24 protein-coding genes and 1 tRNA gene are annotated in these 22,428 nt (G+C 52.0%); 11 read left to right on the top strand and 14 right to left on the bottom strand.

The genetic code is table 11. The annotated features are described in order from the left end of the window. Positions 1-97: 97 nt before the first annotated feature. Both ruvB and VGN67_RS23260 read left to right on the top strand, forming a co-directional pair. Complete coding sequence (gene ruvB / locus VGN67_RS23265; protein ID WP_327489718.1) at positions 98-1,123, top strand: Holliday junction branch migration DNA helicase RuvB; 1,026 nt, start codon at positions 98-100, stop codon at positions 1,121-1,123. Positions 1,124-1,256: 133 nt separating this feature from the next. Then, positions 1,257-1,706: a (deoxy)nucleoside triphosphate pyrophosphohydrolase gene (locus VGN67_RS23260; protein ID WP_327489716.1), complete on the top strand. Its 450-nt coding sequence runs from the start codon at positions 1,257-1,259 to the stop codon at positions 1,704-1,706. Positions 1,707-1,725: 19 nt separating this feature from the next. Here the strand turns inward: VGN67_RS23260 and VGN67_RS23255 are convergent, their stop codons facing one another. From VGN67_RS23255 to era, 3 genes are all read right to left on the bottom strand, one after another. Next, a complete protein-coding gene (locus VGN67_RS23255) occupies positions 1,726-2,658 on the bottom strand; it encodes a DMT family transporter (protein ID WP_327489714.1) in 933 nt (310 codons plus the stop codon). 12 nt (positions 2,659-2,670) lie between these two features. Continuing rightward, complete coding sequence (der, locus tag VGN67_RS23250; RefSeq protein WP_327489712.1) at positions 2,671-3,981, bottom strand: ribosome biogenesis GTPase Der; 1,311 nt, start codon at positions 3,979-3,981, stop codon at positions 2,671-2,673. A gap of 140 nt (positions 3,982-4,121) precedes the next feature. Beyond that, positions 4,122-5,042, bottom strand: a complete 921-nt coding sequence (era, locus tag VGN67_RS23245) for a GTPase Era (RefSeq protein WP_327489710.1) — start codon at positions 5,040-5,042, stop codon at positions 4,122-4,124. Between the two features lie 183 nt (positions 5,043-5,225). On the opposite strand from era, the gene VGN67_RS23240 reads away from it, so the two are divergent. The 3 genes from VGN67_RS23240 to VGN67_RS23230 all read left to right on the top strand — a co-directional run bounded on the left by VGN67_RS23240 (position 5,226) and on the right by VGN67_RS23230 (position 6,150). Beyond that, a tRNA-Met gene (locus tag VGN67_RS23240) sits at positions 5,226-5,298 on the top strand. Positions 5,299-5,587: 289 nt separating this feature from the next. After that, positions 5,588-5,890 (top strand): DUF4160 domain-containing protein, encoded by a 303-nt coding sequence (locus tag VGN67_RS23235; protein WP_327489708.1) that lies wholly within the window; start codon positions 5,588-5,590, stop codon positions 5,888-5,890. A gap of 17 nt (positions 5,891-5,907) precedes the next feature. Then, positions 5,908-6,150 (top strand): DUF2442 domain-containing protein, encoded by a 243-nt coding sequence (locus VGN67_RS23230; protein ID WP_327489706.1) that lies wholly within the window; start codon positions 5,908-5,910, stop codon positions 6,148-6,150. Between the two features lie 124 nt (positions 6,151-6,274). Here the strand turns inward: VGN67_RS23230 and VGN67_RS23225 are convergent, their stop codons facing one another. From VGN67_RS23225 to VGN67_RS23200, 6 genes are all read right to left on the bottom strand, one after another. Then, positions 6,275-7,255 carry an HNH endonuclease gene (locus tag VGN67_RS23225; RefSeq protein ID WP_327489704.1) on the bottom strand — a complete coding sequence of 327 codons (981 nt, stop codon included), beginning with the start codon at positions 7,253-7,255 and terminating at the stop codon, positions 6,275-6,277. Positions 7,256-7,338: 83 nt separating this feature from the next. Then, complete coding sequence (locus VGN67_RS23220) at positions 7,339-8,211, bottom strand: phosphoenolpyruvate hydrolase family protein (protein WP_327489702.1); 873 nt, start codon at positions 8,209-8,211, stop codon at positions 7,339-7,341. Between the two features lie 41 nt (positions 8,212-8,252). Next, positions 8,253-9,500 carry a Tm-1-like ATP-binding domain-containing protein gene (locus tag VGN67_RS23215; RefSeq protein ID WP_327489700.1) on the bottom strand — a complete coding sequence of 416 codons (1,248 nt, stop codon included), beginning with the start codon at positions 9,498-9,500 and terminating at the stop codon, positions 8,253-8,255. Between the two features lie 49 nt (positions 9,501-9,549). Further along, positions 9,550-9,891, bottom strand: a complete 342-nt coding sequence (locus tag VGN67_RS23210; RefSeq protein WP_327489698.1) for a Dabb family protein — start codon at positions 9,889-9,891, stop codon at positions 9,550-9,552. Positions 9,892-9,899: 8 nt separating this feature from the next. Next, a complete protein-coding gene (locus VGN67_RS23205; RefSeq protein WP_327489696.1) occupies positions 9,900-13,037 on the bottom strand; it encodes a PVC-type heme-binding CxxCH protein in 3,138 nt (1,045 codons plus the stop codon). Between the two features lie 92 nt (positions 13,038-13,129). Next, positions 13,130-13,801: a DUF1080 domain-containing protein gene (locus VGN67_RS23200; RefSeq protein WP_327489694.1), complete on the bottom strand. Its 672-nt coding sequence runs from the start codon at positions 13,799-13,801 to the stop codon at positions 13,130-13,132. 178 nt (positions 13,802-13,979) lie between these two features. Here VGN67_RS23200 and VGN67_RS23195 point away from each other — a divergent pair, with 178 nt between their 5' ends. The 5 genes from VGN67_RS23195 to VGN67_RS23175 all read left to right on the top strand — a co-directional run bounded on the left by VGN67_RS23195 (position 13,980) and on the right by VGN67_RS23175 (position 17,037). Beyond that, positions 13,980-14,378: an NUDIX domain-containing protein gene (locus VGN67_RS23195; RefSeq protein ID WP_327489692.1), complete on the top strand. Its 399-nt coding sequence runs from the start codon at positions 13,980-13,982 to the stop codon at positions 14,376-14,378. Positions 14,379-14,515: 137 nt separating this feature from the next. After that, positions 14,516-14,746, top strand: coding sequence for a hypothetical protein (locus tag VGN67_RS23190; protein ID WP_327489690.1), 231 nt, complete (start codon positions 14,516-14,518; stop codon positions 14,744-14,746). A 247-nt stretch (positions 14,747-14,993) separates the two neighbouring features. After that, positions 14,994-15,413 (top strand): response regulator, encoded by a 420-nt coding sequence (locus tag VGN67_RS23185; RefSeq protein WP_327489688.1) that lies wholly within the window; start codon positions 14,994-14,996, stop codon positions 15,411-15,413. A gap of 765 nt (positions 15,414-16,178) precedes the next feature. Further along, positions 16,179-16,349: a hypothetical protein gene (locus VGN67_RS23180; protein ID WP_327489686.1), complete on the top strand. Its 171-nt coding sequence runs from the start codon at positions 16,179-16,181 to the stop codon at positions 16,347-16,349. A gap of 262 nt (positions 16,350-16,611) precedes the next feature. Beyond that, positions 16,612-17,037, top strand: coding sequence for a response regulator (locus VGN67_RS23175; RefSeq protein ID WP_327489684.1), 426 nt, complete (start codon positions 16,612-16,614; stop codon positions 17,035-17,037). A gap of 295 nt (positions 17,038-17,332) precedes the next feature. On the opposite strand, the gene VGN67_RS23170 is transcribed toward VGN67_RS23175, so the two are convergent. From VGN67_RS23170 to VGN67_RS23155, 4 genes are all read right to left on the bottom strand, one after another. Beyond that, a complete protein-coding gene (locus tag VGN67_RS23170) occupies positions 17,333-17,779 on the bottom strand; it encodes a response regulator (RefSeq protein ID WP_327489682.1) in 447 nt (148 codons plus the stop codon). Positions 17,780-17,965: 186 nt separating this feature from the next. After that, a complete protein-coding gene (locus VGN67_RS23165) occupies positions 17,966-18,955 on the bottom strand; it encodes a lytic transglycosylase domain-containing protein (RefSeq protein ID WP_327489680.1) in 990 nt (329 codons plus the stop codon). A gap of 138 nt (positions 18,956-19,093) precedes the next feature. Continuing rightward, positions 19,094-19,597, bottom strand: a complete 504-nt coding sequence (locus VGN67_RS23160) for a cupin domain-containing protein (RefSeq protein ID WP_327489678.1) — start codon at positions 19,595-19,597, stop codon at positions 19,094-19,096. Positions 19,598-19,626: 29 nt separating this feature from the next. Then, positions 19,627-20,844 (bottom strand): MFS transporter, encoded by a 1,218-nt coding sequence (locus VGN67_RS23155; protein ID WP_327489676.1) that lies wholly within the window; start codon positions 20,842-20,844, stop codon positions 19,627-19,629. A gap of 265 nt (positions 20,845-21,109) precedes the next feature. On the opposite strand from VGN67_RS23155, the gene VGN67_RS23150 reads away from it, so the two are divergent. After that, positions 21,110-21,889: a hypothetical protein gene (locus VGN67_RS23150; RefSeq protein WP_327489674.1), complete on the top strand. Its 780-nt coding sequence runs from the start codon at positions 21,110-21,112 to the stop codon at positions 21,887-21,889. A gap of 150 nt (positions 21,890-22,039) precedes the next feature. On the opposite strand, the gene VGN67_RS23145 is transcribed toward VGN67_RS23150, so the two are convergent. Then, positions 22,040-22,399 carry a hypothetical protein gene (locus VGN67_RS23145; RefSeq protein ID WP_327489672.1) on the bottom strand — a complete coding sequence of 120 codons (360 nt, stop codon included), beginning with the start codon at positions 22,397-22,399 and terminating at the stop codon, positions 22,040-22,042. Between the last annotated feature and the right edge of the window lie 29 nt (positions 22,400-22,428).

Genomic DNA, 22,428 nt, shown 5'->3' with positions numbered 1-22,428 from the left:
CCTGCTGTTTTCCGAGCTGAAAAATCCGTATTTTTGACCAAAACATCCGTACCCTGTCCGGCCCTGGCCCGACAGGGTACCTACTTAGGTACACCCCATGCGCAAAGACTATTTGACCGGAGATAAAGAACCGCTTTCCAACACCGAAAAGGAAATCGAACGGGCCTTGCGCCCGCTTTCGTTTGAGGACTTTACGGGGCAGGATAAAATACTGGCCAATCTGAAAATATTCGTTCAGGCGGCCCGTCAGCGGGGTGAAGCGCTGGACCACGTGCTGCTGCACGGCCCTCCGGGCCTAGGCAAAACCACCCTGTCGCACATTGTCGCCAACGAACTGGGTGCTAATCTTAAGATTACCTCCGGACCCGTGCTGGACAAGCCCAGCGACCTGGCCGGGCTGCTCACCAGTCTGCAGTCATACGACGTTTTGTTTATTGATGAAATCCACCGGCTCAACCCCGTGGTGGAAGAGTACCTCTACTCGGCCATGGAGGACTACAAGATCGACATTATGCTGGACAGCGGCCCCAACGCCCGTAGCGTACAGATTGGCCTGAACCCTTTTACCCTGGTGGGGGCTACTACCCGCGCGGGGCTGCTTACGTCACCCCTGCGCGCCCGCTTTGGTATCAATGCCCGCCTGGAGTACTACGACGCGCAGCTACTGTCTTCCATTGTGCGGCGCTCGGCTTCGATATTGGGTACCCCCATTGACGAGGATGCTGCCTATGAAATTGCCCGCCGCAGCCGCGGTACCCCCCGGATTGCCAACAACCTGCTGCGCCGCACCCGCGACTTTGCCCAGGTGAAAGGCCGGGGCCATATAACGGTAGCTATTGCCGAAATGGCCCTTACGGCCCTGGACGTGGACCAGAACGGCCTGGACGAAATGGACAACCGTATTCTGCTCACCATAATTGAAAAATTCAAGGGTGGCCCCGTAGGGCTTTCTACCATTGCTACCGCCTGCGGCGAAGAAGCGGAGACCATTGAGGAGGTGTACGAGCCGTTTCTGATTCAGGAGGGGTACCTCAAGCGGACTGCCCGCGGACGGGAAGCCACTGAAATGGCCTACCGGCACCTGGGTATCCTTCCCAAGTACCGGACCGGCGAACTATTCTAAGCCTGTTAATCAACCCATTGCACAATAAAAAATACAATTCTTTGTTCTATTGTAGCATCTGGTAGCACCCCGCTATTCAGATGTTACAAAAAGATAATGCACGTTAATTGTATATAAATTGTACTTTTGCGGCTTGAAAAAAGGAAAGGGAATGGTAGGTTCAGAAACGCCGGTGAGGTTAATTGTAAAAGTGCCCTGTGCCGTCATTGAGCACGAAGGGAAAGTACTGGCAGCTCAGCGAGGCGCTGATCTGTCACTGCCGCTAAAATGGGAGTTCCCCGGGGGAAAGCTGGAAGAGAACGAAACCGAGGAAGAATGTCTCATTCGTGAAATCCGGGAAGAGCTGGATGTGGAAATCCTGATCGGTGACCGCCTGCCCCTCAGCATCCGGGACGATGGCTGGCGCGAAATTCAGCTGGTACCTTTTGTCTGCCAGCTGCTCACCTTTGATATAAAACTCATTGACCACGAAGAAATCCGCTGGCTTGCTCCCGACGAACTATCCAACCTCGACTGGGCCGAAGCCGACTACGTGGTTATCAGCAGCTACCTGGAGTATCTGGAAAACCAGCAAAAGGCATAACAGCCTACTTCCGACTTATTTATTTCTTTCCCTTCCACCCCACCAGCACCACCCCGGCCAGTACCAGCAAGGTACCTGCTAACTGCAGGAGGCCAATCTGTTCGTCCAGCACCACCGTAGCCAGTACAATGGTAAAAATAGGGCCGATACTGGCAATAATGGACGTATTACCCGAACCTACGCGTTTGATGCCTTCGGCCAGCATAAAGGTAGGCAGTACCGTTACAAAGAGCGCCATTCCCAGACTAATAGTGTACACCGGTGCCGGAAAGCTGAACAGCGTAAATCCGTTCTGCAGAACTTCATGAGCCAAGGTAGGTACCGTGGCAGCGATCATGGCGTAGCTGGTAAACTTCTGCGAACCTACTACCGGAATAATGCGGTCGCTGCCCACCAGGTACACCGCGTACACCAGGCCACTGACAATCACCCAGAACGCGCCCCAGAAGAGGTCTTTCTGCTCGCCTGCCTCTACATTCGGGACAAAAGCCAGCACAATACCCAGGTAGGTCAGGCCCAGGGCACCGTATTGCAAGGCCGTAATGCGACGGCGGAAGAAGAACGCCCCCATCAGCAGCACAAAGGTAGGGTAGATAAACAGCAGCACCCGCTCCAGGCTGGCTGTAATGTACACCAGCCCCAGAAAGTTGAAGTAGCTCGCGAAGTAGTAGCCCACTATTCCCATCGCGCTCAGGTACCCCCACTGGGGCAGCGTAAGCCGGACGTTGGCAGGTTGCCGCGACAGCCGCCAGGCCGCAAACACGTAGAACGGCAGCGAAAACAGCATCCTGAGCGCCACCAGCGAGATAGCCCCGATCTGGTACTGATACGCCAGCTTGATCAGAATACCCTTGCAGGCAAAACAGAAAGCCGCCACCAGCACCAGTACCGCCCCCAGGAGGTAGTAAGCGCGGGGGACGGCCCCGGTACTATGTTCAGAATCACCGCTCACTCACCAACGCTGCTACTTTTCCCGGAAGAACATGGTAATAGGCACTCCCGTAAAGTCAAAATGCTCCCGCATCCGGTTTTCGAGGTACCGCATGTAGGGCTCCTTTACGTGCTTGGGATTACTACTGAAGAACACAAAAGTGGGCGATGGCGTCGGCAGCTGGATCATGTACTTGATGTTGATGTACTTACCCCGGAAGGCCGGTGGCGGGTACTTGGTAATCTCCGCCTGCATTACCTCGTTGAGTTTGGAAGTCGTGATTTTCTTGGTCTTGTTTTCGTACACCTCCATGGCTTTTTCCATGACCTGAAAAATCCGCTGCTTTTCCACAACAGACGTAAAAATCACGGGAATATAACTCATGGTAGCCAGCCGCTCGTGGATCTCCTTCTTGAAGATATCGGCGGTTTTGGAGTCTTTTTCTACCAAATCCCACTTATTGACCATGATGACCACGCCTTTTTTGGCTTTGATCGCTTGCGCGATAATGGTAATATCCTGGCCTTCCAGCCCCAGTGTTGCATCGATCAGTACGATACATATATCCGACTCTTCCATGGCCTTGACCGAGCGTAGCGTCGAGTAGAACTCGATATCTTCCTTTACTCTCGATTTCCGGCGGATACCTGCTGTATCGGTCAGGATAAACTCTTTGCCGAAGGCTTTGTAGTGGGTATGGATGGCGTCGCGGGTGGTACCGGCTATGTCGGTCACGATGCTGCGGTCAGTGCCGGTCAGTACATTCAGGAAGGACGATTTACCTACGTTAGGGCGACCCATAATGGCGATCCTCGGTATACCGGCTTCCGGATCTTCCTCGCCCGGTAGATCAAAGTATTTTACTACCTCGTCCAGCAGTTCGCCTGTACCGTGGCCGTTTTGTGACGAAATGGGGTAGATTCCCTCGCCCAGCCCCAGCTCATAAAACTCCGCGGCTGACTGGTGACGCTCCACGGTTTCTACTTTGTTGGCTACCAGAAACACCGGCTTCTTGTAGCGCCGCAGTACATTGGCGAATTCTTTGTCCAGTTCGGTCAGTCCCGTCATGGTATCTACCATAAACAGCACCACCGTTGACTCTTCAATCGCCAGCTCTACCTGTTCGCGGATAGCGCCTTCAAATATATCCTCCGAGCCTACCACGTAGCCTCCCGTATCAATGACCGTAAAGTACTTGCCAGTCCACTCGCCGTAGCCGTAGTGGCGGTCGCGGGTTACGCCGCTCTGATTATCCATGATCGCCTTGCGCTCTTCGATGAGGCGATTAAAAAGGGTCGACTTGCCCACGTTCGGGCGTCCGACTATACAAATTATGTTTGCCATTATTTAATGAGTGAGGGGTCCGCCCCCGCGGTGAGTGATTGAGTGAATGAGTGATTGAGTAAGTGAATAAATGGAGGAACTATGTCCATTCTATCACCGCGGGGGCGGCCCCCTCTATCAATCACTCATTCAAAATTAGATTATTCGTTATATCCAAACTGCCGCAGCTTGTTTTCCTTGCTGCGCCAGTCGGGTTCTACCCGTACGTACTGTTCCAGGAATACCTTCTTGCCAAAAAATGCTTCCAGATCTTCGCGGGCCTGGGTACCTACTTTTTTCAGCATCGAGCCTTTATCACCGATCAGGATGCCCTTCTGGCTTTTGCGCTCCACCATGATTTCCGCCCGGATTACGATTATATCATCGCGCTCTTTGAACTCGGCGATCACTACCTCGCTGCTGTACGGAATCTCCTGGCGATAGTTCAGGAATATCTTCTCCCGGATTATTTCCGAAGCAAAAAAACGCTCCGGCTTGTCGGTCAGTTCGTCGGTATCAAAGTAGGGCGGGTGTACCGGCAGCCGTGTTACTATTGCCTGAAAAAGCGTCTGAATATTGGCATTGTGCAAGGCCGAGATCGGGATAATCTGCGCCGGATTGGCTACCTGCTGCCACTCCTCCATTTTCAGCTTCAGTTCCTGCTCGTTGGAGAGGTCTATTTTGTTCAGCACCAGCAGCACGGGCGCGTCGGTACGTTTCAGTAGGGGAAGTACCTCGTGGTCGGCGGCTTTCTCGCCCACCTCCGTCACAAACAGCACCACGTCGGCGTCTTCCAGCGAGCCTTTCACAAAGGTCATCATGGAGTCGTGCAGCTTGTAGGCGGGCTTCACTACCCCGGGCGTATCCGAATAAATCAGCTGAAATGGCGTTCCCTCGTGCTCTCCGTTCAGGATACCCATAATACGGTGGCGGGTGGTCTGGGCTTTGGAGGTAATGATTGAGAGCCGCTCTCCCACCAGTACGTTCATCAGCGTGGACTTCCCCACGTTGGGCTTTCCGATGATACTCACAAACCCGGCCCGGAAGTTGACGGGTTGCTCCGGGGCTGAATTATTTTCCATAACCAAAATGATTTTTTCCTTCGAAGATAAAAAAAAGCGTATAGCAGTCGAACTCAACAACCCGCCCGGTTGTTGGGGAACAAGGAGAGAAACAGTACAGAGTACGCTACTAAAAATATTTTTACAAAGGTAGTTGATTTTTTGAAAATCCTCTCGTATGTTTGCACTCCAATTCAACGACACCGCGGGATGGAGCAGTTGGTAGCTCGTTGGGCTCATAACCCAAAGGTCGCTGGTTCGAGTCCAGCTCCCGCTACTAGAATGAAAGCCTCAGAGAAATCTGGGGCTTTTTTGTTGCGCTGGGATGGAGAAGTTGGTGGTACGCCACCCCGGTCATACCCGCGCGGCGTACTGTCCAAAGATCGCTGGTTCGACGGGGCAGGCCTTCCTGTCCAGCTCCCGCTACGAAGAAAAGCCTCAGAGAAATCTGAGGCTTTTTTGTTTTATTTGTGTAAATCAAAAAGCTGGCTAATTCGATTGAATTTATACGTATTAAGTAATAATCTATTTCTTAATCTCTTTACACTGGTTAATTTAGCGCTGCTATGCCCAAGCTCATTGAATATTTTGGACTTATATTTTATTTCTACAGCAATGAGCACCTGCCAGTTCATGTACATGTGAGCCATGCTGAATACGAAACCATATTCGAGCTATTTTTTGAGGATGGAAAGCTATCAGATATTCAGCTACGGAAAGCCGATGGTATAGAAATGTTACCTGTTAAAGATCTTAAAGAAGCTACAAAAGTAGTAGAGGCTTATTCTGATGAAATTGCTCAGAAATGGTTTGAATTTTTTGTTCTGAAGAAGAAACCGAAGATTCGTAAAATCACAAAAAGACTATGAGAACATTGGCAGTAACTATGGCAGACTATGTTGAAGAGTACCGTCTGAAGATATCGTTTTCCGATGGTACCTCTCAAATTATTGACTTTGGACCGTTTTTGAAAAACCATTCTCATCCCCAGCATGATAAGTACCGCCGCCTGGCAAATTTTAAACAATTCAGGATTGAGCGGGGCAATGTTGTCTGGGGGAAAGACTGGGACCTGATTTTTCCCGTTTCCCAATTGTATCAGGGAATGGTAGCTCCACCGCCGTTCTGAATAAGTACCTCTGCCTACCACACAACCTGATAGATACAAATTTTGAATGGTCCAGCTCCCGCTACGAAGAAAAAGCCTCAGAGAAATCCGGGGCTTTTTTGTTGGATTAAGTACCTCCGCCCTTTCAACCTTTAAATATACTGTTCCTGTGCCAATCCAGCGCTTCCGGATCTGGCAGATACCGCTCCTCTTTTGGTAATTCTATTTGTTTTCCGGCTACTGATTTCAGGCTGTAGGTACTTTTTTCATTTTCGACGAAGGTTGGCGAAACCATTACGCGGTACTTGGTATCAATAGAGATAGCGCCTTTATCGAAGGCCCGGTGCAGGTTCGGGCAGAGCGCAATGCCGTTGGTAGGGTGATTATTATAGGTTTTATAGAAAGGTACTATATGGCAGGCATCTACCATTGAAAAAGAATAATGAGCCGCTACGCGTACACCGGTAATGCAACAGGTATCGTCGTAGATACGGGTGATTTCGCGTCGAAAGAGCGTATTGCGGGCATATATTTCAATCTGGTACGTTTCGGGGTCAAGCCGGGTTTTCAGGCTTTTTAGCTTTGCCCGGTATTCAGAAGGCGACTCTTCCAGCATTTCACGCTTCAATTCATCCAGATGCGTATCCGCACGGGCTGTCTCCATGGCACGTCCCGGAAAATAAGTACTTAACAAAACCTGACGAAGTACCTGACGCGTCACTTCATTCTGGAGCAAGTGAGCTAGCTTAGGATCGATTTGAGCGTAAGCGACCGCGGCACTTAAACTACTGAAACTACTCAGCTTTCCGTTCTGTACCCACATTTCACAGCCCGGATTAGCCACAAGTTCCCACCAGTTTCCTTTCTCGTTTTTGAGGTGGAAAAAGGGTAGTGCAAAACCGGGCGTATGATTGGTTGTGACAAATAAATTCCAGTTGGATCGGAACAGATTGGTTAGCTCTGGAGAAATAGGGATTTGGTTGGAAGTAAGTATTTTATTTTCATACGCCTGAATAACAGAAAGTAATAATATGGGCTTATGAGGAGCCATTTCTTTGGTTCTGCCTCCACCTGTATTCAGGTGTGAGAAAGTATACTGGAAATAATCAAGAATGTGGTCAGGCATGAACAGATTTTGCAAAAGAAGTACCTATCACTTCATTAAGAAATTCTCATTAACGTAAAGCATCAGTGCGGGCTACCCAACCCCTACTTCTGCCGGTCCGGCAGCGTGAGGGCTTTAAAGCGACGGGTCAGGTCCGTTAGGGAAGCCTCTACGCCCATACGCTCGAGCGAGGAAGCGCCGACAAAACCATGGGCATCGGTGGCGTCCAGGATTTGTCGTACATCCTCTGGAGTATTGACCGGTCCGCCGTGGGTCAGGAAAAAAAGGTCGGGGTTGACGGCCCGGGCGGCTTCTATGATTTGTTGGGTACGCTCAATGGCGTCGTCCATGGTGCAGGAGGCCTCTACCACGCCAATAGAACCACCTACCGTAGTACCTACGTGGGCAATAATGGCGTCGGCACCGGCTTCGGCCATTTGCCGGGCTTCCTCCGGTTTGGCTACGTACACGATGGAGAAAAGCTCCATCTTGCTGGCAATCCGGACCATCTCCACTTCTTTGTCAAAGCCCATTCCGGTTTCTTCCAGTACCTGCCGGAACTGCCCGTCTACGATGGAGTGGGTCGGGAAATTATTGATGCCTGAAAAACCCATTTCTTTTACCTTCAGCAGATGGTGCCAGATCCGGCGGCGGGGGTCGGAACCGTGTACGCCACAAATAACGGGGATTTCCTCCACCACGGGCAGTACTTCAAACTCCCCGATTTCCATGGCCACGGCATTGGCATCGCCGTAGGCCATCAGGCCGGCCGTGGAGCCGTGTCCGGCCATCCGGAAGCGGCCTGAATTATAGATAATGATCAGATCGGCCCCGCCTTTTTCGATGAATTTGGCGCTGATTCCCGTCCCCGCTCCGGCCGCGATAATGGCGTTTTTCTGATCCAGCGTAGCCCGCAGGCGCTCTCTGACCTCCTGTCGGGTATAGGGATTCCCCTTACCGGTCCATGGATTTGGCATAGTAGTCTGTCTTGATTGTTTGAAATAGATATAAAGATACCCTAAGTACCTGCTTTTGTTATTTTGTCCTTTTGAATCAGGTCCAGCAGAGTTTGTACCAGTACGTCGGCAAACGCCCGGTCGTTGATATGGGCGGCAACCTCTCTTACTCCTATATGCTCCGCGGCATGGGTCTGTATGGTATCAAATAAAACCCTATTTATTTCAGGGCGATAAAATACACCGCCTTCGGCATCGATCTGTGATATTCCTTTCAGGGGCAACAGCACAGCCACGGGAGCCACGGATGGGTTTAATTTTTGGGCCAGCTGCTCGCCCAGTTGCCGGTTCTCTTCCGCATTGGTCCGCATCAGCGTCACGTCCGGCGCCCAGCGGTACAGTTCCCGGTGCCGGTAGGGCGCTGGTACCGTATCGGGATGGGCAAAGTTAACCATATCCAGACAACCCGGAACCACCACCTGCGGAATCTCCATCCGGGCTGCGGCGGTCAGTCGTTCGGGTCCGGCGCTGCAGATGCCCCCGCACAGGTCATCGGCCAGTTCGGTGGTGGTTACGTCCAGAACCGCGTCAAAGCAGCCTTCCCGGATCAGGGCTTCCATGGTCTTGCCACCTACTCCCGTGGCGTGAAAAGCTAAGACCTCGTAGCCTTGTCGGGTCAGAAGTTCGGTGCAGGCATCGACGCAGGCGGTGGTGTTGCCAAACATACTGATGGCGATACTACCGGCCGTAGCGGTCGTAGCGGTTCGGGCTACCCCAGCCATGGCACCGATGGCCGCCGCAGCCTGCTGGACCAGCGGACCAATGATACTGTTGAGACCGGCTACGTCTACCACAGAGGGCATCAGGGTAATATCCTTATCGCCCACCTGGCGGGACAGATCCTTGGCGGCCACTGTACTCAGACACAGCTTGGGAATGCCCAGTGGTACGGCCTGCATGGCAGCCAGCGCGATGTAAGTACCTCCGCCGCCGCCCATGCCGATGGCCGCTTTTACTTTTCCTGCTTCCACTAATCGGGATAGTACCCTGGCGGCTCCCCTGCCCATGCAGTCCACGGCTTGTCCGCGGTCCCGCCTGGTGCGCAGCTCGGTGAGGGTCACCCCCGCGGCTTCGGCCACCGCTTCTGCTTCGATATCCACCGGAAACCGGTCGGTAGTACCCAGCACGCCGGTATTGATGGTAAGGACCCGCTCGCCCTGCGCCAGCAGGCACTCGCGCAGCCAGGCAAAAACCTCGCCTTTGGTATCAAAGCAACCCAGTACTATGATAGATTGATCAGAGGCAGTCATGGGGCAGGAGCAGGGTTGAAGTGTACGGTTTGATCAAGGAAGGCTTTATTTAAACTATAAAATCAAAAACGATAACCCGTTCCAGCCGGGGCACGACCAGTTCTTTTACCTGCTCGTGGAGTGGATGAGGCAGGTAGGCGTCGCGGGATTCCGGACTGTCGAATGTCATGACAAAGCCGTGGGTAAAGTCTTCGTTCAAGCCTTCGTTTCCGTCGTAGGGACCATATTCCATAGTCAGCAGTCCGGGTATGGCACCCACCATCCCCATCATGGTCCTAAAGCACTCCTCTATTTCGTTGTCGGTAACGGCTTCTTTGAACTTGAACACACCGAAGTGTCTGACGATTGACTCTCGAACCACCGAATGTCGGACCACCGAATGTCGGACCATAACTGTAATTATTTTAGGGTACGTATGTAAGAAAGCAAATCGGCTACCTGTTGGTCGTTGTAGTTATCCAGGAGTCCTTTGACCATGAATGAACGCCCGGCCAGAAAACCCTGACTTCGGATGGTCGCGGCTTCTACAAATACTTTGGTACCTCCTATAAAGGCCAGGGTAGTACCGCGGCTGTCTTTACTGACCAGGTACCCTTCTACGGTACTTCCATCTTTTTTGGTAATGCGGTACACGGCGTAGCCGGATTCTACGGCGGCATCGGGATCAAGAATGGCCGTCAGGAGCGCTTCGGTTTCGCGCGAAGCGGAACCATCCAGTGCGGGCGCGATGCTCTGACCCTGGTTCCCGGCCTGGTGGCACATCAGGCAGGTCTGAAAGAGTACCTTTCCTTTGCCGGCGTTGCCGGTATTTTTCTCCGCGATAGCCTTATAGTGGCGGAGTTGCCCCCGGAAGGCTTTTTTCTTTTCCTCCTCCCGCTTTTTAACGGCCTCCCTAATGGCCTCAGCCCGGCGATCGTTGCGACTGGAGGTAACCAGGCGCTCCGCCGCGCCCACATCAAAGGCCGATAGTTCCATTTGTTTTTTCTCGTGCAGGGTCATCAGCAAACCCGCTCCCTGGCTGGTACCCGACAGCAGGGTAGCCAATTCGTTTTTCTGCGTAGCCGTCAGGTCAGCGATCCAGGTCTGCAGGACCCGCTGGCCGGCCAGCGGGTCGGCTTTGGCCAGGCTGTTCAGGGCCGCCGCCCGGAGGTCAAAGCTGATTTTTTTGTTTTGGACAACCCCGGCAAAAACCCCCTGATTGGCATCAGGATTGTTTTCCAGGGCTCTGAGCGCCAGCTTTAGGATAGGGTCGGAGGTTTGATCATGTACCAGAGGTACCACGGCATCCCGTACTTTATCCATCCTGAACCGTCCGGCGGCATCCAGCGCCAACTTTACTTCGGAGGGGGCGGTACTCTTTAACAACGTTCGTACGGGTACTTCCAGTAGTTCGGCCAGCTCGGCCGACTGTACTTGGGACTGGTTCTGCACGGCAAAGGTAGTATAGGCCACCGCCCGGGCCGGATTCTCCAGAAGGGGCTTTACCATCTTTACAATTTCTTTATTACCCAGCATTCCGGCTACGCTCACGAAAGTAGGTTCGTCCAGGCTATTGAGCCGGGCCTGCGGCCAGAATTTGAGAAAGGCCTTTTCCTTGGCTTCGGCTGGCAGGGCCTGGATAGCCCAGAGTATATTAACTACCGGAATGTCCCCGGCTAGTGGAGCTTCGAGGTACTTCTGTAGCTGGTCGGGGTACTGTTCCAAGGCTTTACGGGCCAGATAACGCTCAAACTTTCTTTCATAACTACCCCCCATGGCATGGCCTAGCAGTTCGGGTTTGGAAGCCCGCACCAGTAGATCAATGGTAGCCCCATCGGCCCCTCCGGCTTCGGTAAGTGTACGAAGTACCTGCGCACGAACGGCGGGATCAGGGTCTTCGATCAGTTCTCTGAGCCTATCGGCCAGTTCCGCCGGACTTAGCGAAAAGCTGGTGAGCGAGCGGACGGCTTCCCGCCTCAGATCGTGTAGGGGAGACTCTAAGAGCGAAGCCATAAATGGGGGGTCGTACTGCCGGATACCTTCCATCGACCAGAGCGCATGGATGCGGGTAATCTCATCCTGAGAATCATCGGAGGCCAGGAGGACCAGCTGGTCCCCCAACTTTTGGGTTTCGGATACAGGGCGGTCCGTGATCTGGTGCCATGCCGCGCGTTTTTCCCATAGGGAAGGCGATTTCAGGTGCTCTACCAGCTCCTCTGTGCGGACGGTGTAGAGGTTTGGAACGGTACGGGGCTTTTGGCTGCTATGACGGATCCGCCAGATGCGGCCGTGTCTTTTGTCCCGGTCCGGGTGCGTGGTCGGAAGCTCATTGTGTGAAACGATCTTGTTGTACCAGTCGGCAATGTACAGGCTGCCATCCGGCCCGAACTCCATATTGACAGGCCGAAACCAGTCATCTTCTGACGTAAGCAGATCGGGCAGGTGCCGGGCCGTAACTGAGCCGTCGGAGTTACGGACAATGTGAACGGCATTGATGGTACTGGTAATGGGATTGGCCAGAAAGGCTACATTTTTGTATTCATCCGGAAAAGACCCCGCGGCATCGTCGGCGAAGGCAGTACCGGAGATGCCCGTTCCTCCTACCCGAAACGTATGTAGCTGAGGTACCCACGGCTGGTAGCTACGTAAACGCTCGTTGCCAATCCCCGGAAAAGCGCTACCCGGTTCGAGAGGTACCACGGAGTATCCCAGGTCATTGGCCTCCGAACCGTACCACTGGCCGGTACCCCGGAGTTGAAACCCCCAGATATTGTTAAGACCGGCGCTGACAAGCTCAAGCTTCTTCGCATCCAGCGAAAAGCGGGCAATTTTACTGTAGTCTAATTTTAGTCTGGCTCCGCTGATTAGGGAAGACACTTCTCCCTTATTCAATGCTCCCTGACTGAAGTGGACCCAGTGGCCGGGCCCCCGCACCAGCGTATGTACCATGGTGTGGGTATCGGTAAAGCCAAAGCCAGTGAGCAGGGGCGTGCGCCGGTCGGCTTTTCCGTCCTGGTCGGTATCAGATAAGAAAAAAAGCTCCGACCCCTGCGCCACGTACGCGCCATCCCGGTAAGGAAGGATACTCATGGGAATAGTCAGGCCCTCCGCCCAGGTAGTCGTTTTAACGGGTGCGCTGCCGTACAGGTCCGAGAGTACCAGTATCTTATCAGTACCCTTGGTCTTGCCCTGGTACAGATCCAGGATACGTTTAAAGGCGGGGTGGTTTTTCTGGGCTTCCGGGTCATCCATCAGCCGCAGCAAATCATTCCACTTGATATCGGCAACGGGGTCCAGCGGGTACATGCGGGCGGTTTGGGTCCAGAGACGACCGGCGTCGTCGAAGGTAAGGTCGATCGGATTCACAATACTGTCCCGTTCGCTGGCGACCAGCTCCACAATAAAGCCCTCAGGTACCTTAAATCCCGCCAGTTCCTCTTCCGGACTATTGATCCTGGTGCGCACGGACTGCGTTTTATTCTGCTGGGCAAATACAGCCGGAGCCACGCACCAGCCCAGGACAAACCAGATTACAGGAAATAAACGAATAGCCTTCATAGTATTCAGGAACAGCAGCATGATAAATAACAAGCTATAGGGGAGCAGGTACCATTCGTAAAAAAGATACGGTCGCTCAGGGAATACCTACATCAAAGTTCGGTCAGGGTAAGGTCCCGGAACTCGACCTGGGCTACTCCACCCGAGTGGATCTGCACGGCAATAATGCCTTTCTTTGGGATGGAAGGATCTTTCTCGATGTAGTCACAGGTTTTCACGCCGTTGATGTACAGCTCATGACGATTACCCTTGCAGCGGATGATGTAGCTGTTCCAGCCGTCTTCCCGGAGCAGGTGGCGGAGCGTACTCAGGTCGCCGCCGACGAGTTTGCCCCGGCGGTGTTCGTCGTAGATATCGCCCCAGTACCCGTTGCCGATGTCGGCCTGGTACCCGATCATCTTACCCTCTTTTACCAGAGAACGGTACTGGATACCGCTGTTGATCATGCCGGTGGCTGGGTCACCGGACAGCCGGAACAGGCAGCGAAACTCAAAGTCGCCGTACTCTTTGGTCGTATACAGGTAGGTGTTTTCGGGTATTTTGCTGACGCCATCCCCACTCCTGATGACGCTGTCAGCCACAAACCATAGCTTTTCGTGCGCCGGATCTACGGTTTTCCAGCCGGTCAGGGTTTTGCCGTCAAAGAGGGAAATACTTTTACCCGAAGGCTGGGCGTTAACTCCCGACAGACTCAGGAAAAGAGCCGCTACGGCCAGGCTAGCCGCCCGGCTCTTCGTAAGTACTTTGGTGGTAGTTGTTTTCACGGGCCGGAAGTGGGGCTGTTAGTGTACTGTCCCCGCTTAGGAAAGCACCAAAACGTTGAAACTACCAGCTAAGCCGGAAAATTTTAGTCAGAAGTAGTTATTTAAAGGGGCATCTGCTCGAAAACCCGGCGTTCGGGTTTTACTTTATTACTAATTTAGCGGCTTTACCAGCTCAACCATGACGGTTATTGACAAAGTAGCCTGGCTCGAAATCCGGAACGGAAAGATACTGAGTACCCGAAGCCGGGGCAGACACAAGTACTACTTCCCTGGTGGAAAGCGGGAGGCCGGGGAGAGCGACTGGGACGCCCTTTCCCGCGAAATCAGGGAAGAACTTAGTGTAGACCTCCGGGAAGACAGCCTTAAACTGGTAGGTGTTTTTCAGGCGCAGGCCGATCACCACCCCGAAGGGGTACAGGTAAAGATGACCTGCTACGAAGCCACTTTTAGGGGTATATTGAAGCCTGCCAATGAGATAGAGGAGGTAGTATGGCTTAGCTACCACGACCGGGACAAAGTCTCTCCGGTGGATCAGGTTATTTTTGACTGGCTGAAAGAAAGAAAACTTCTTGGGTAGTTATTTCAAGTAACAGATACATTCTTTTAATTTATCCTCCCTTAGGCTGCAACCCAAAGAGATAGGGGCGCCGGTACCTGAAACGGAACATAAACCGTAAAGTGGTAGTTTTAATCTTATGAGAAAGCAACGCGAAGATGAAGTACCTAACTGCTACGGGTAAAATTATCCAAGGCGACACTCCAGCGGAGGTATTTGAAAATCTGAAAAATGCATCTCCCTACGATGCAAAGCTAACTCTGTGGAGCTTTCTGGAAATACTGACCCTGCGGGTACACGTATATTACGGAGAAAAAATGGCGATCCAGGGCATGACCCATCTGCTGAATCAGTTGGAAAACGTAGGATTTCTGATACGGGTTGAATAACCGGAAAGCGAAGCTCCCCCTCTACCGAAGGCTTACTTACGGGCATTTTCTGCTCTTTGATTGGTATAATTTTACCTGGCCATGCACAAGCTTATCACGTACTTTTGCTACGGCTTTTTCAGGTTATTTTTATGCGCAGCTTTGGCAGCAGGTACCCTTAGGCTACGTCCTGCTAAATAATGAAAATATATATTGTATATTTGTTTGCACCTATTTCCAGTCTCTTTGGAAATCTATACCAATAGCCATGACGAATACCTGCTTACTAATAGATGACGATAGGGACGAGTACTTACTTTTTGAGTCTGCTCTGAAAGAGGTAAATCCAGCCATTGCCTTTTATATGGAAACCAGTGGGAGCAGGGCAATCGAAAAACTTCGAACCAACGCAGGCTGTATTCCTAAAGTAATATTTCTGGACCTGAATATGCCGGAAGCCGACGGCAGATATGTTCTGGCGGAGCTAAAGAAAATTGACCGCTTGAAGGAAGTACCGGTGGTTATCTACTCCACTTCCTCCAATCCCGCTCACGTTGATGAAACCCGTCAGCTGGGTTCTGCCGGCTATATTGTCAAACCATCCAGGTTTGAAGAGCTGGTAAAGAAACTCACCGGTGCCCTGGATAATATCACCCGCAGCAACAACTACTTCTTTTACGGCTTGTAGGCAGCCTGGTTTTTCAGGAAGGGCCCAGGGCAGTTTATACCTCTGTGATCATGAGCTTTAAGGCTGTAGAATCGTCTCTGAGCTTAATTTTACAGTGTAGTTCTTCCAGTTGCTTCTTCAAAAGCGCACAACGGGCATAGTCGCGATTCTCCAGAAGAAACTCCCTTACCTTTTCCACGAAGGGAAGCCCGTAAAGAAGAGCCAGGCACGCGTAGTCATTGTCCCTAAGGCACTGGCTAATAATCTTTTTATGGTCCCGCAAAAACTTGAACCTCCTCGTTTTTGGGTACTGCTTCTGATAGCCTCTGATCAATCTCTCCACCACACTCATACCACATTCCGTTTATTGATTACCGGTTGATCATCCACCCTTTGAGTTCAAAGAAAGTCATAACTAATACCAGGTAAAGGAAATATCTATACCTGCATTACAGGTATGCTCATTTGGCTACCGCTCGCAGGTACCTGTTTTCTATGAAACTATTCAACAGCTTCTGCCCAATTCGGCTGAAAATGAGCGCCTGACGGATGATCAAAATAAGAGCTTAATCAGAAATTGTGGGCTTAAAAGCGGTATTACTGCACTGTGGGGCAGATACGCGTGGTCAGGCAATTTAAAATTTCTAATTTTTTTTTAATGCCTATTGTTGAGCATATTCTCAACAAAGTTGTTGTTTTGATTTTTTTCAACTTGGACAGGTAATGATGCGATTTATCCGTTTAACAGGTGAAATATGTGAAGCAGAAACCCCAACTGAGCTTTTGATGAAAATCAAAAATGACTTTAGTTGTGAGCTTTCGGAGGTTCGGGAAACCTCAGTGGATGATTTTGTTCACCACCTTCGGCGCTACCATCGGATCATAATTACCAGCCGCGACCCCTCCGAAATTCTCGAACAGCTCCTGGATCAGGGGTACCTGCTGCAGATCAACTAGCTCAGGTTGAAGCGCAGTACTCAGGCCGGTCTGTTTACCTACATGCTCAATAAATTTTAATGGGTTGAAGTACCTTCCCGCAGAAACATTTTGGCAGCAGCGGAGTTTGGGAAGGAATACCTGCGGCGTTTATAAAGTACCGTAAGTACCAAAAAGTAATTACCTTTGGCGGGTGTGACCCGGTCTTCTAAAAGCTTGTTGCTTGTAGTAGGGATAGGTCTCATCAGCTGGTCTTGATTGTAAACTTCAACATCACACACCATTGAGCACTATTTACCTGATTGACGATGATCTGGACGATCTGTATCTGTTCAAGTCTGCTCTCGATGCAATAAATCCCCATATTGACTGCATGGTTGAAAGAAGTAGTACCAACGCCATTCAGAAGCTGCGGACTGACGAAAGCTGGAAACCGTCCTATATCTTTTTAGACCTGAATTTGCCCAGGCTGGAGGGCAAGAAGGTACTGCCTGAGCTGAAGAAGATTGACCGGATCAAAGACGTGCCGGTAGTTATTTACACCACCTCCAACTACCCCGGCGACATTGTGGAGTGTGAACAGCTGGGCGCCGCGGGTTATATGGTAAAACCCCTGAGTTTTACGGCCATGGTAAGCCTACTTCGGGAAGTACTAAAAACGCTTTCCAGGGGTGATAATACGTTTTTTACTACGATTGATAAGTCATAGCGGCAGCTATAAAGAAACTACCCACCAGCAAACCTTTGTAGTTCTGAACCGGGTGCAGCGGTTACTATCCGGGATATTCAGCTTAGTCAGGTACCCCAAAAAAGCAATTGAGGAAGCCAGAAGCTTCCTCAATTGTGCTTTAACTAAATCAATATACCTCAGCGAAAGACGGCTATCTATTCAGCTGTTATGTATAAGAACTACCTGGATAGGATTTTGTTCCAGGACCGGCAGGAAAAGCTTCCCAGAATATTACAAATCTTCCCGCCTTTTGTGCAGGTTGGCAGCCAAGTACCTAGGTACCAGAGGCAGAAGATGGGTTGATGGTAGTTGAGCCCGCCCCTAAGCGATCCATATTCCGTAGAAAACTTTCGCTTTGGAAACCAAATGGTTTTTCAACAAATGAGCTGACGCAGGGGTAGCGGGTGGCTTTGTCCACATCGGCCGGATCTACCGAGCTGGTAATGATACAAACTCGGGTATCGGGGTACCGGGCCTCAAACCGACTGGTATAGATGTCCAGAAACTCCCAGCCGTTCATGCGGGGCATGAACAGGTCAAGTAGTATTAAATCCGGAGCGGCGTCCGGGGTTTGGCGGAGGAGATTTTCAAAGTAGGCAAGTGCCTGCTCCCCGGTAGAAACAGTGTCCAGACTGCCCGTAAAGTTGAGTTTGCGGAGCGTAAATTGTAAGATAGCTAAGGTTAATTCATCGTCGTCAATCAGTAGAATCCTTCTTGCCATGGAATAAAATTAAGTCTGAATTTGGTGTGAATTGTATTGGTATGAACTTTTATGTACGCTAAGTCAGGCAACAAAGATCAAAAAAATGCTGTTTATTCCGGCTGGAATCCGGCAACAGTCAGACCGCAAACCCAGGTACCTGGTTAGTATTGTACTACACGGTTATAATGCTACTCAATAATCAGGCTACTTAAAAACTTCAAAGGTATATGCTTTCCCCGGCGGTACTTCCAGCATTACATTCAATACTTTGTTTTGTTCGTAGTACTTATCGGTAGGGCTCCACGAAGACCGGTACAGGAGCCAGGGGTTAAAGTACTTGAGCTGGTTGTAGTTCATATTATAGTGGCGGGCAAACTCCACCAGGTTTATATCCTGACGCACTTCCACTACCTGCGTAGGTGCCGAATACTCCGCCGCAGGCAGGCTGAAGCCGTAGCGTCCGGGATTTTCGCAGATCAGCTTTATGGCCAGAATCCGGAACACGTAGTCGTAGGTTTCGGGCGTCAGGTACAGGTCGTAGTACGACTGTACGTTCTGCGTTTTGAGGTTATTAAGTACCATGGTACGTCCGCCGTTGTAGGCCGCTGCCGTGAGCGTCCAGTTCTTAAAGGTGTTGTACAGGCTGGTCAATTGCTGGCTGGCGGCCCGGGTGGAGCGTTCCAGGTGCCGGCGTTCGTCCACATACTTTGACATTTCCAGCCCCTGTTCCCTGGCCGTTGTTTCAATAAATTGCCAGAAGCCCACCGCCTTACCCGACTCGGCAATGGGCGAGAGTTCACTTTCAATGGCGGCCAGGTAAAAAAAGTCGGCAGGTACCTTATTCCGGGTAAGCAGACTCATGATTGGCTCACGGTAGCGCTGCACCCGCTTCAGTATAGTGAGCGTAGACGAATGTTTATATACGTTTTTGATAAGCTCCCGCTCCAGCCGATCATACACGAGGGGGTCGTTGAGCGGAACCGCTTCCCCCGCAAACGACAGGCCCGGAGGAATGTACGGTACCGACGTTTGGGCCGCACCCGGCTGGGCCACACCTGGTTGGGCCACACTTGGCTGGGCCGAACCCGGCTGGGCCGCTGCCTGAGCTATGGTCAAGGCTACTACCGCTGCCAGGCACAGCAAGCTCATCCGAAACATCCGGTAACCAGCCTTTACTCTATTGTTGCACAGCATCCGCCAGGTGGTTTAGTACTGCTGGCCCCGGACCGGCAGCATCAGGAGTATCAGTGTCTTCTAACCGTTTGAATTTTTATATACTACAACCCAACCGCCGCGATTGTTATATATCCGCCCGGCTCCCGGAAAATCTCCTCAGCGGGTGAGCGCCTCAATCAGTTCCCGATGCTGCGGAAACCGGGCCAGCAGTTGCCGGCGCTCAGCCAGCTCAAAATCGGCGAAGTCAAAGCCCGGCGCTACCGTACAGCCTACCAGCGAGTAGGTACTGCCGCTACCCGGCCTTGACCCAAACCAGGTACCCGCCGGTACCATGGCCTGAAACACCTCGCCCCTCTCGGGCTCGGCCCCCAGCCGGATGGTTTCCAGGCGGCCATCCTCCGGATAAATAACGAATACCTCCAGCGGATCACCGGTGTAGAAGTGCCAGAGTTCGTCGGACTGGATGCGGTGCAGGGCCGAAAAATGGTGGTTTTCGAGCAGGAAATAAATACCCGTACTAAAAGAACGGCCCCCACCAAAGCGCCCGGGCAGGGCCGCGTGCGGGATTGTTTCGGCGGAGCGGTAGGTTTCGGCAAAGTACCCGCCTTCGGGGTGGGCCTGCATGTTGTATTTCTCGACCCAGTAGCTGGCTGGTTTCATGGTAAGCGGTAAGTGATGAGTGATTAGTTTTAGCTCCGTTTGCTGCTATTCAGTAGGTTAAAGGGGAAAATATGGCTTTGCTCCCGCATGGCCCGCAGGCCAAACACGCCTCCCAGCGCCAGTACTACCAGTGCCTGATAACCCACCAGTCCAAACAACCACTGGACCAGGTACAGGCTGGGAATGGTAATAAAAAAACCAATGGATGTAACAATGGTCAGGGCGGTGGCGCGGTACTCGGCCGGAGCGTGCTGCGCTACCAGCGTCGAAAACTGGGGCGAATCACCCGTAGCGGACATGCCCCACACCAGCAGGTAGGCCCCCAGTACCACCAGCGGCAGCAGGTCAAGCCAGAGTACCAGCCCGCAACAGCCCGCCGATACCGCCAGTGCCACCCAGGCCGTGCGGTGGCTGCCCCAGCGCCCCGACAGCTCGCCCGTCAATACACACCCCAGTGACCCGGCTGCTATTACTCCAAATGACCACAGCGGTACATCCAGCGCCCGGCCGGTGAGCTGGGTATAGGAAGCCAGCAGCAGGGGAACAAAAGCCCAGAAGGTATACAGCTCAAACATGTGCCCGAAGTACCCGAAAGCATACCGCCGCAGAGCAGGTACTTTAAATACCTCCCTGATCATAGCCGGATGGAGCCGCCCGGCCCTGCGCCGGAAGGGCCCGTCGGGTACCAGCAGCCCCACCACCAGCCCTCCGGCCACCGCCAGTCCAGAGGTAGCCCCGATCACGTACCGCCAGTCCAGCTCAACGGACATAGCCCGGATCAGGTGCGGAAACGCGGTACCCAGTACCAGGGAACCTACCAGATAACCGAGGGCTTTGCCGAGGCCCGCTTCGTACCAGTCGCTGCATATTTTCATACCGACGGGGTACACCCCCGCCAGAAAAAACCCAACTGCCATTCGGGTCATGAATAAGCCCGGCAGCCACGGGTAAGTACCCAGTACGCCCGCGTTGCACAAGGCCGCCAGCAGCGCCGAACCCATAAATACCCGCACCGGCGAGAACCGGTCGGCCACCGAAAAGTAAGAATAGCAGAGGGTACCCAGTACAAATCCCAGTTGCACGGCGGTGGTCATGGTAGACAGAAAAGTACTAACCTGCGGGTGGTACAGCTGCAGACTGGGCAACACGGCATTGGTCGCAAACCAGAGCGAGGTACCCGCAAACTGGGCTATGACCAGCAGCGGCAGGAGGTGAGCGGGACGTGGCTCGACGGGACCAGTTACCATTTGTATACGATTCTTTCCATTAATCAGGATATACGCGGTTTTGATACAATTCCGGGCGGGACCTGCTCCCGCAGCTGATTATTTTTGTGGTTAGGATAGCCAAATACATTCCAGGCGAATCCTTAAAATAAGCTTCCAGCCCCAGTTTTTCTCCAATATTTATAAAAAATAGAGGAGCTTTTAAAAAAATGGAATTAAAAACTGACTTTGTTCCAACCTTTTGCTCCTTCTGAATATCTTCTTTCCAATTAACGATTATTTAGCCATGAAAAACCAACCCTTTTTGCTTAACTCCGCAGGCCGCGCCACGCTCCTGTTTGCATTTTTTGCCGCCGCTTTTACCGCTTGCCGCACCGCCGAAGTAGCCGTTACCAATGATCTTAAGTCAGGTGCTGCTGTATATCCCGTCAAAGGGCGACAGGGCTTCCAGATTGGTCAGGTACTCCAATTTGGAGACTACACGACCAGCAAGGTAAAGCGCGGCTGGACCTTCAGCTATTCCATTCCTTTTGTAGCCCGTTTTAACGGGGCCCGCGAAAAACTGAGCTTCCAGCAGTTTGGCCCCGGTGGCCGTTCGGCAGAAGTAGCCTTCGTCAGTCGCTTCCGGGACGTTGATATTTCACCCGTCCGGGAGTATTTTTCACTTTCGACCAACTATAAAAATTACTTCGCCGGGGGTATTGAACTCAGCGGCTCCAAAGAAGGCTGGGAGTTTATTGTACACAACGTAGACGGGGGCCGTACGCTGAAAAACAACACGATGGGCTTTGTTCGCAGCAGCTCAGACGGTACCCGAATAGATATTGTGGGTATCCGGGAACTGGAAGGCGGCTCGCCCATGATGACCGCTATGAACGTATACGGCTACGAGTTCCGGCTGGACGGTAAAACCATCGGGGCAGTGTCTACGGTAAATAATGGCAAAGTATGGATGAAAGAGAACATTCACCCGGAACTGAAACTGGTACTGGCGAGTGTATCGTCGGGCCTGATGCTCCGCCACAACGTAGAGGAAACCCACGAGCAGCTGACACTCAACCAATAATTCAGATAACATCCACACCTTCGGTAGGACCTATATACGCCAGCGGCCACTGCATGTGCAGTGGCCGCTGGCGTAAAGGATTACAGGTAGTTATAAAAGTAATGCTCCGCTCATGGCCATTAGCACATAGGTACATTGATCAGCCAGGCCTCAGTAAGTACCCTCAAGAAGTACCTTGAGCTTTTTAGCCTCATCATAGAAGTTGTTGTAATTAATGTTTCTCTGGGCGATGGAGGTACCTGAGCAGTCAAAAATATAGCTCATAGGCGAAGAAAGTATCGGGTTCACAAACGCCAGAAACTGTTCATTGCGGTAGGAGTAAACCACTACGCGCAAAGGTCCGCTTTTGGGTTGCTGGAAGCCAGCCAACTGGTCTTTAGCCCAGGGAATCGTTTCCAGGGGAGAACCGGCGAAGCAACCGTCACGCAGGCGATCGGGACCGATGCCACACTGCTGGGCCGTCGAAATCAGCGTAAGCAGGAACGCTGCCAAAAGTATCCGTTTTCTCATAGATTAATACATTTTTTCAGGTAAGACCT

The sequence above is a fragment of the Telluribacter sp. genome (assembly GCF_035998675.1).
GTDB lineage: Bacteria > Bacteroidota > Bacteroidia > Cytophagales > Spirosomataceae > Telluribacter.
The sequence above is the reverse complement of the archived record's forward strand: the minus strand, read 5'-3'. Positions and strand labels throughout refer to the sequence as shown.

Bases quoted from the DNA above. Each gene is read 5' to 3' on its own strand.
- VGN67_RS23170 (WP_327489682.1), bottom strand. From the start codon at position 17,779: ATGGCAAGAAGGATTCTACTGATTGACGACGATGAATTAACCTTAGCT.
- VGN67_RS23150 (WP_327489674.1), top strand. From the start codon at position 21,110: ATGAAAAACCAACCCTTTTTGCTTAACTCCGCAGGCCGCGCCACGCTC.
- VGN67_RS23215 (WP_327489700.1), bottom strand. From the start codon at position 9,500: ATGACTGCCTCTGATCAATCTATCATAGTACTGGGTTGCTTTGATACC.
- der (WP_327489712.1), bottom strand. From the start codon at position 3,981: ATGGCAAACATAATTTGTATAGTCGGACGCCCGAACGTGGGCAAGTCG.
- VGN67_RS23205 (WP_327489696.1), bottom strand. From the start codon at position 13,037: ATGAAGGCTATTCGTTTATTTCCTGTAATCTGGTTTGTCCTGGGCTGG.
- VGN67_RS23155 (WP_327489676.1), bottom strand. From the start codon at position 20,844: ATGGTAACTGGTCCCGTCGAGCCACGTCCCGCTCACCTCCTGCCGCTG.
- VGN67_RS23225 (WP_327489704.1), bottom strand. From the start codon at position 7,255: ATGCCTGACCACATTCTTGATTATTTCCAGTATACTTTCTCACACCTG.
- ruvB (WP_327489718.1), top strand. From the start codon at position 98: ATGCGCAAAGACTATTTGACCGGAGATAAAGAACCGCTTTCCAACACC.
- VGN67_RS23190 (WP_327489690.1), top strand. From the start codon at position 14,516: ATGAAGTACCTAACTGCTACGGGTAAAATTATCCAAGGCGACACTCCA.
- VGN67_RS23235 (WP_327489708.1), top strand. From the start codon at position 5,588: ATGCCCAAGCTCATTGAATATTTTGGACTTATATTTTATTTCTACAGC.
- VGN67_RS23145 (WP_327489672.1), bottom strand. From the start codon at position 22,399: ATGAGAAAACGGATACTTTTGGCAGCGTTCCTGCTTACGCTGATTTCG.
- VGN67_RS23220 (WP_327489702.1), bottom strand. From the start codon at position 8,211: ATGCCAAATCCATGGACCGGTAAGGGGAATCCCTATACCCGACAGGAG.
- VGN67_RS23185 (WP_327489688.1), top strand. From the start codon at position 14,994: ATGACGAATACCTGCTTACTAATAGATGACGATAGGGACGAGTACTTA.
- VGN67_RS23195 (WP_327489692.1), top strand. From the start codon at position 13,980: ATGACGGTTATTGACAAAGTAGCCTGGCTCGAAATCCGGAACGGAAAG.
- era (WP_327489710.1), bottom strand. From the start codon at position 5,042: ATGGAAAATAATTCAGCCCCGGAGCAACCCGTCAACTTCCGGGCCGGG.
- VGN67_RS23180 (WP_327489686.1), top strand. From the start codon at position 16,179: ATGAAAATCAAAAATGACTTTAGTTGTGAGCTTTCGGAGGTTCGGGAA.
- VGN67_RS23230 (WP_327489706.1), top strand. From the start codon at position 5,908: ATGGCAGACTATGTTGAAGAGTACCGTCTGAAGATATCGTTTTCCGAT.
- VGN67_RS23165 (WP_327489680.1), bottom strand. From the start codon at position 18,955: ATGCTGTGCAACAATAGAGTAAAGGCTGGTTACCGGATGTTTCGGATG.
- VGN67_RS23210 (WP_327489698.1), bottom strand. From the start codon at position 9,891: ATGGTCCGACATTCGGTGGTCCGACATTCGGTGGTTCGAGAGTCAATC.
- VGN67_RS23160 (WP_327489678.1), bottom strand. From the start codon at position 19,597: ATGAAACCAGCCAGCTACTGGGTCGAGAAATACAACATGCAGGCCCAC.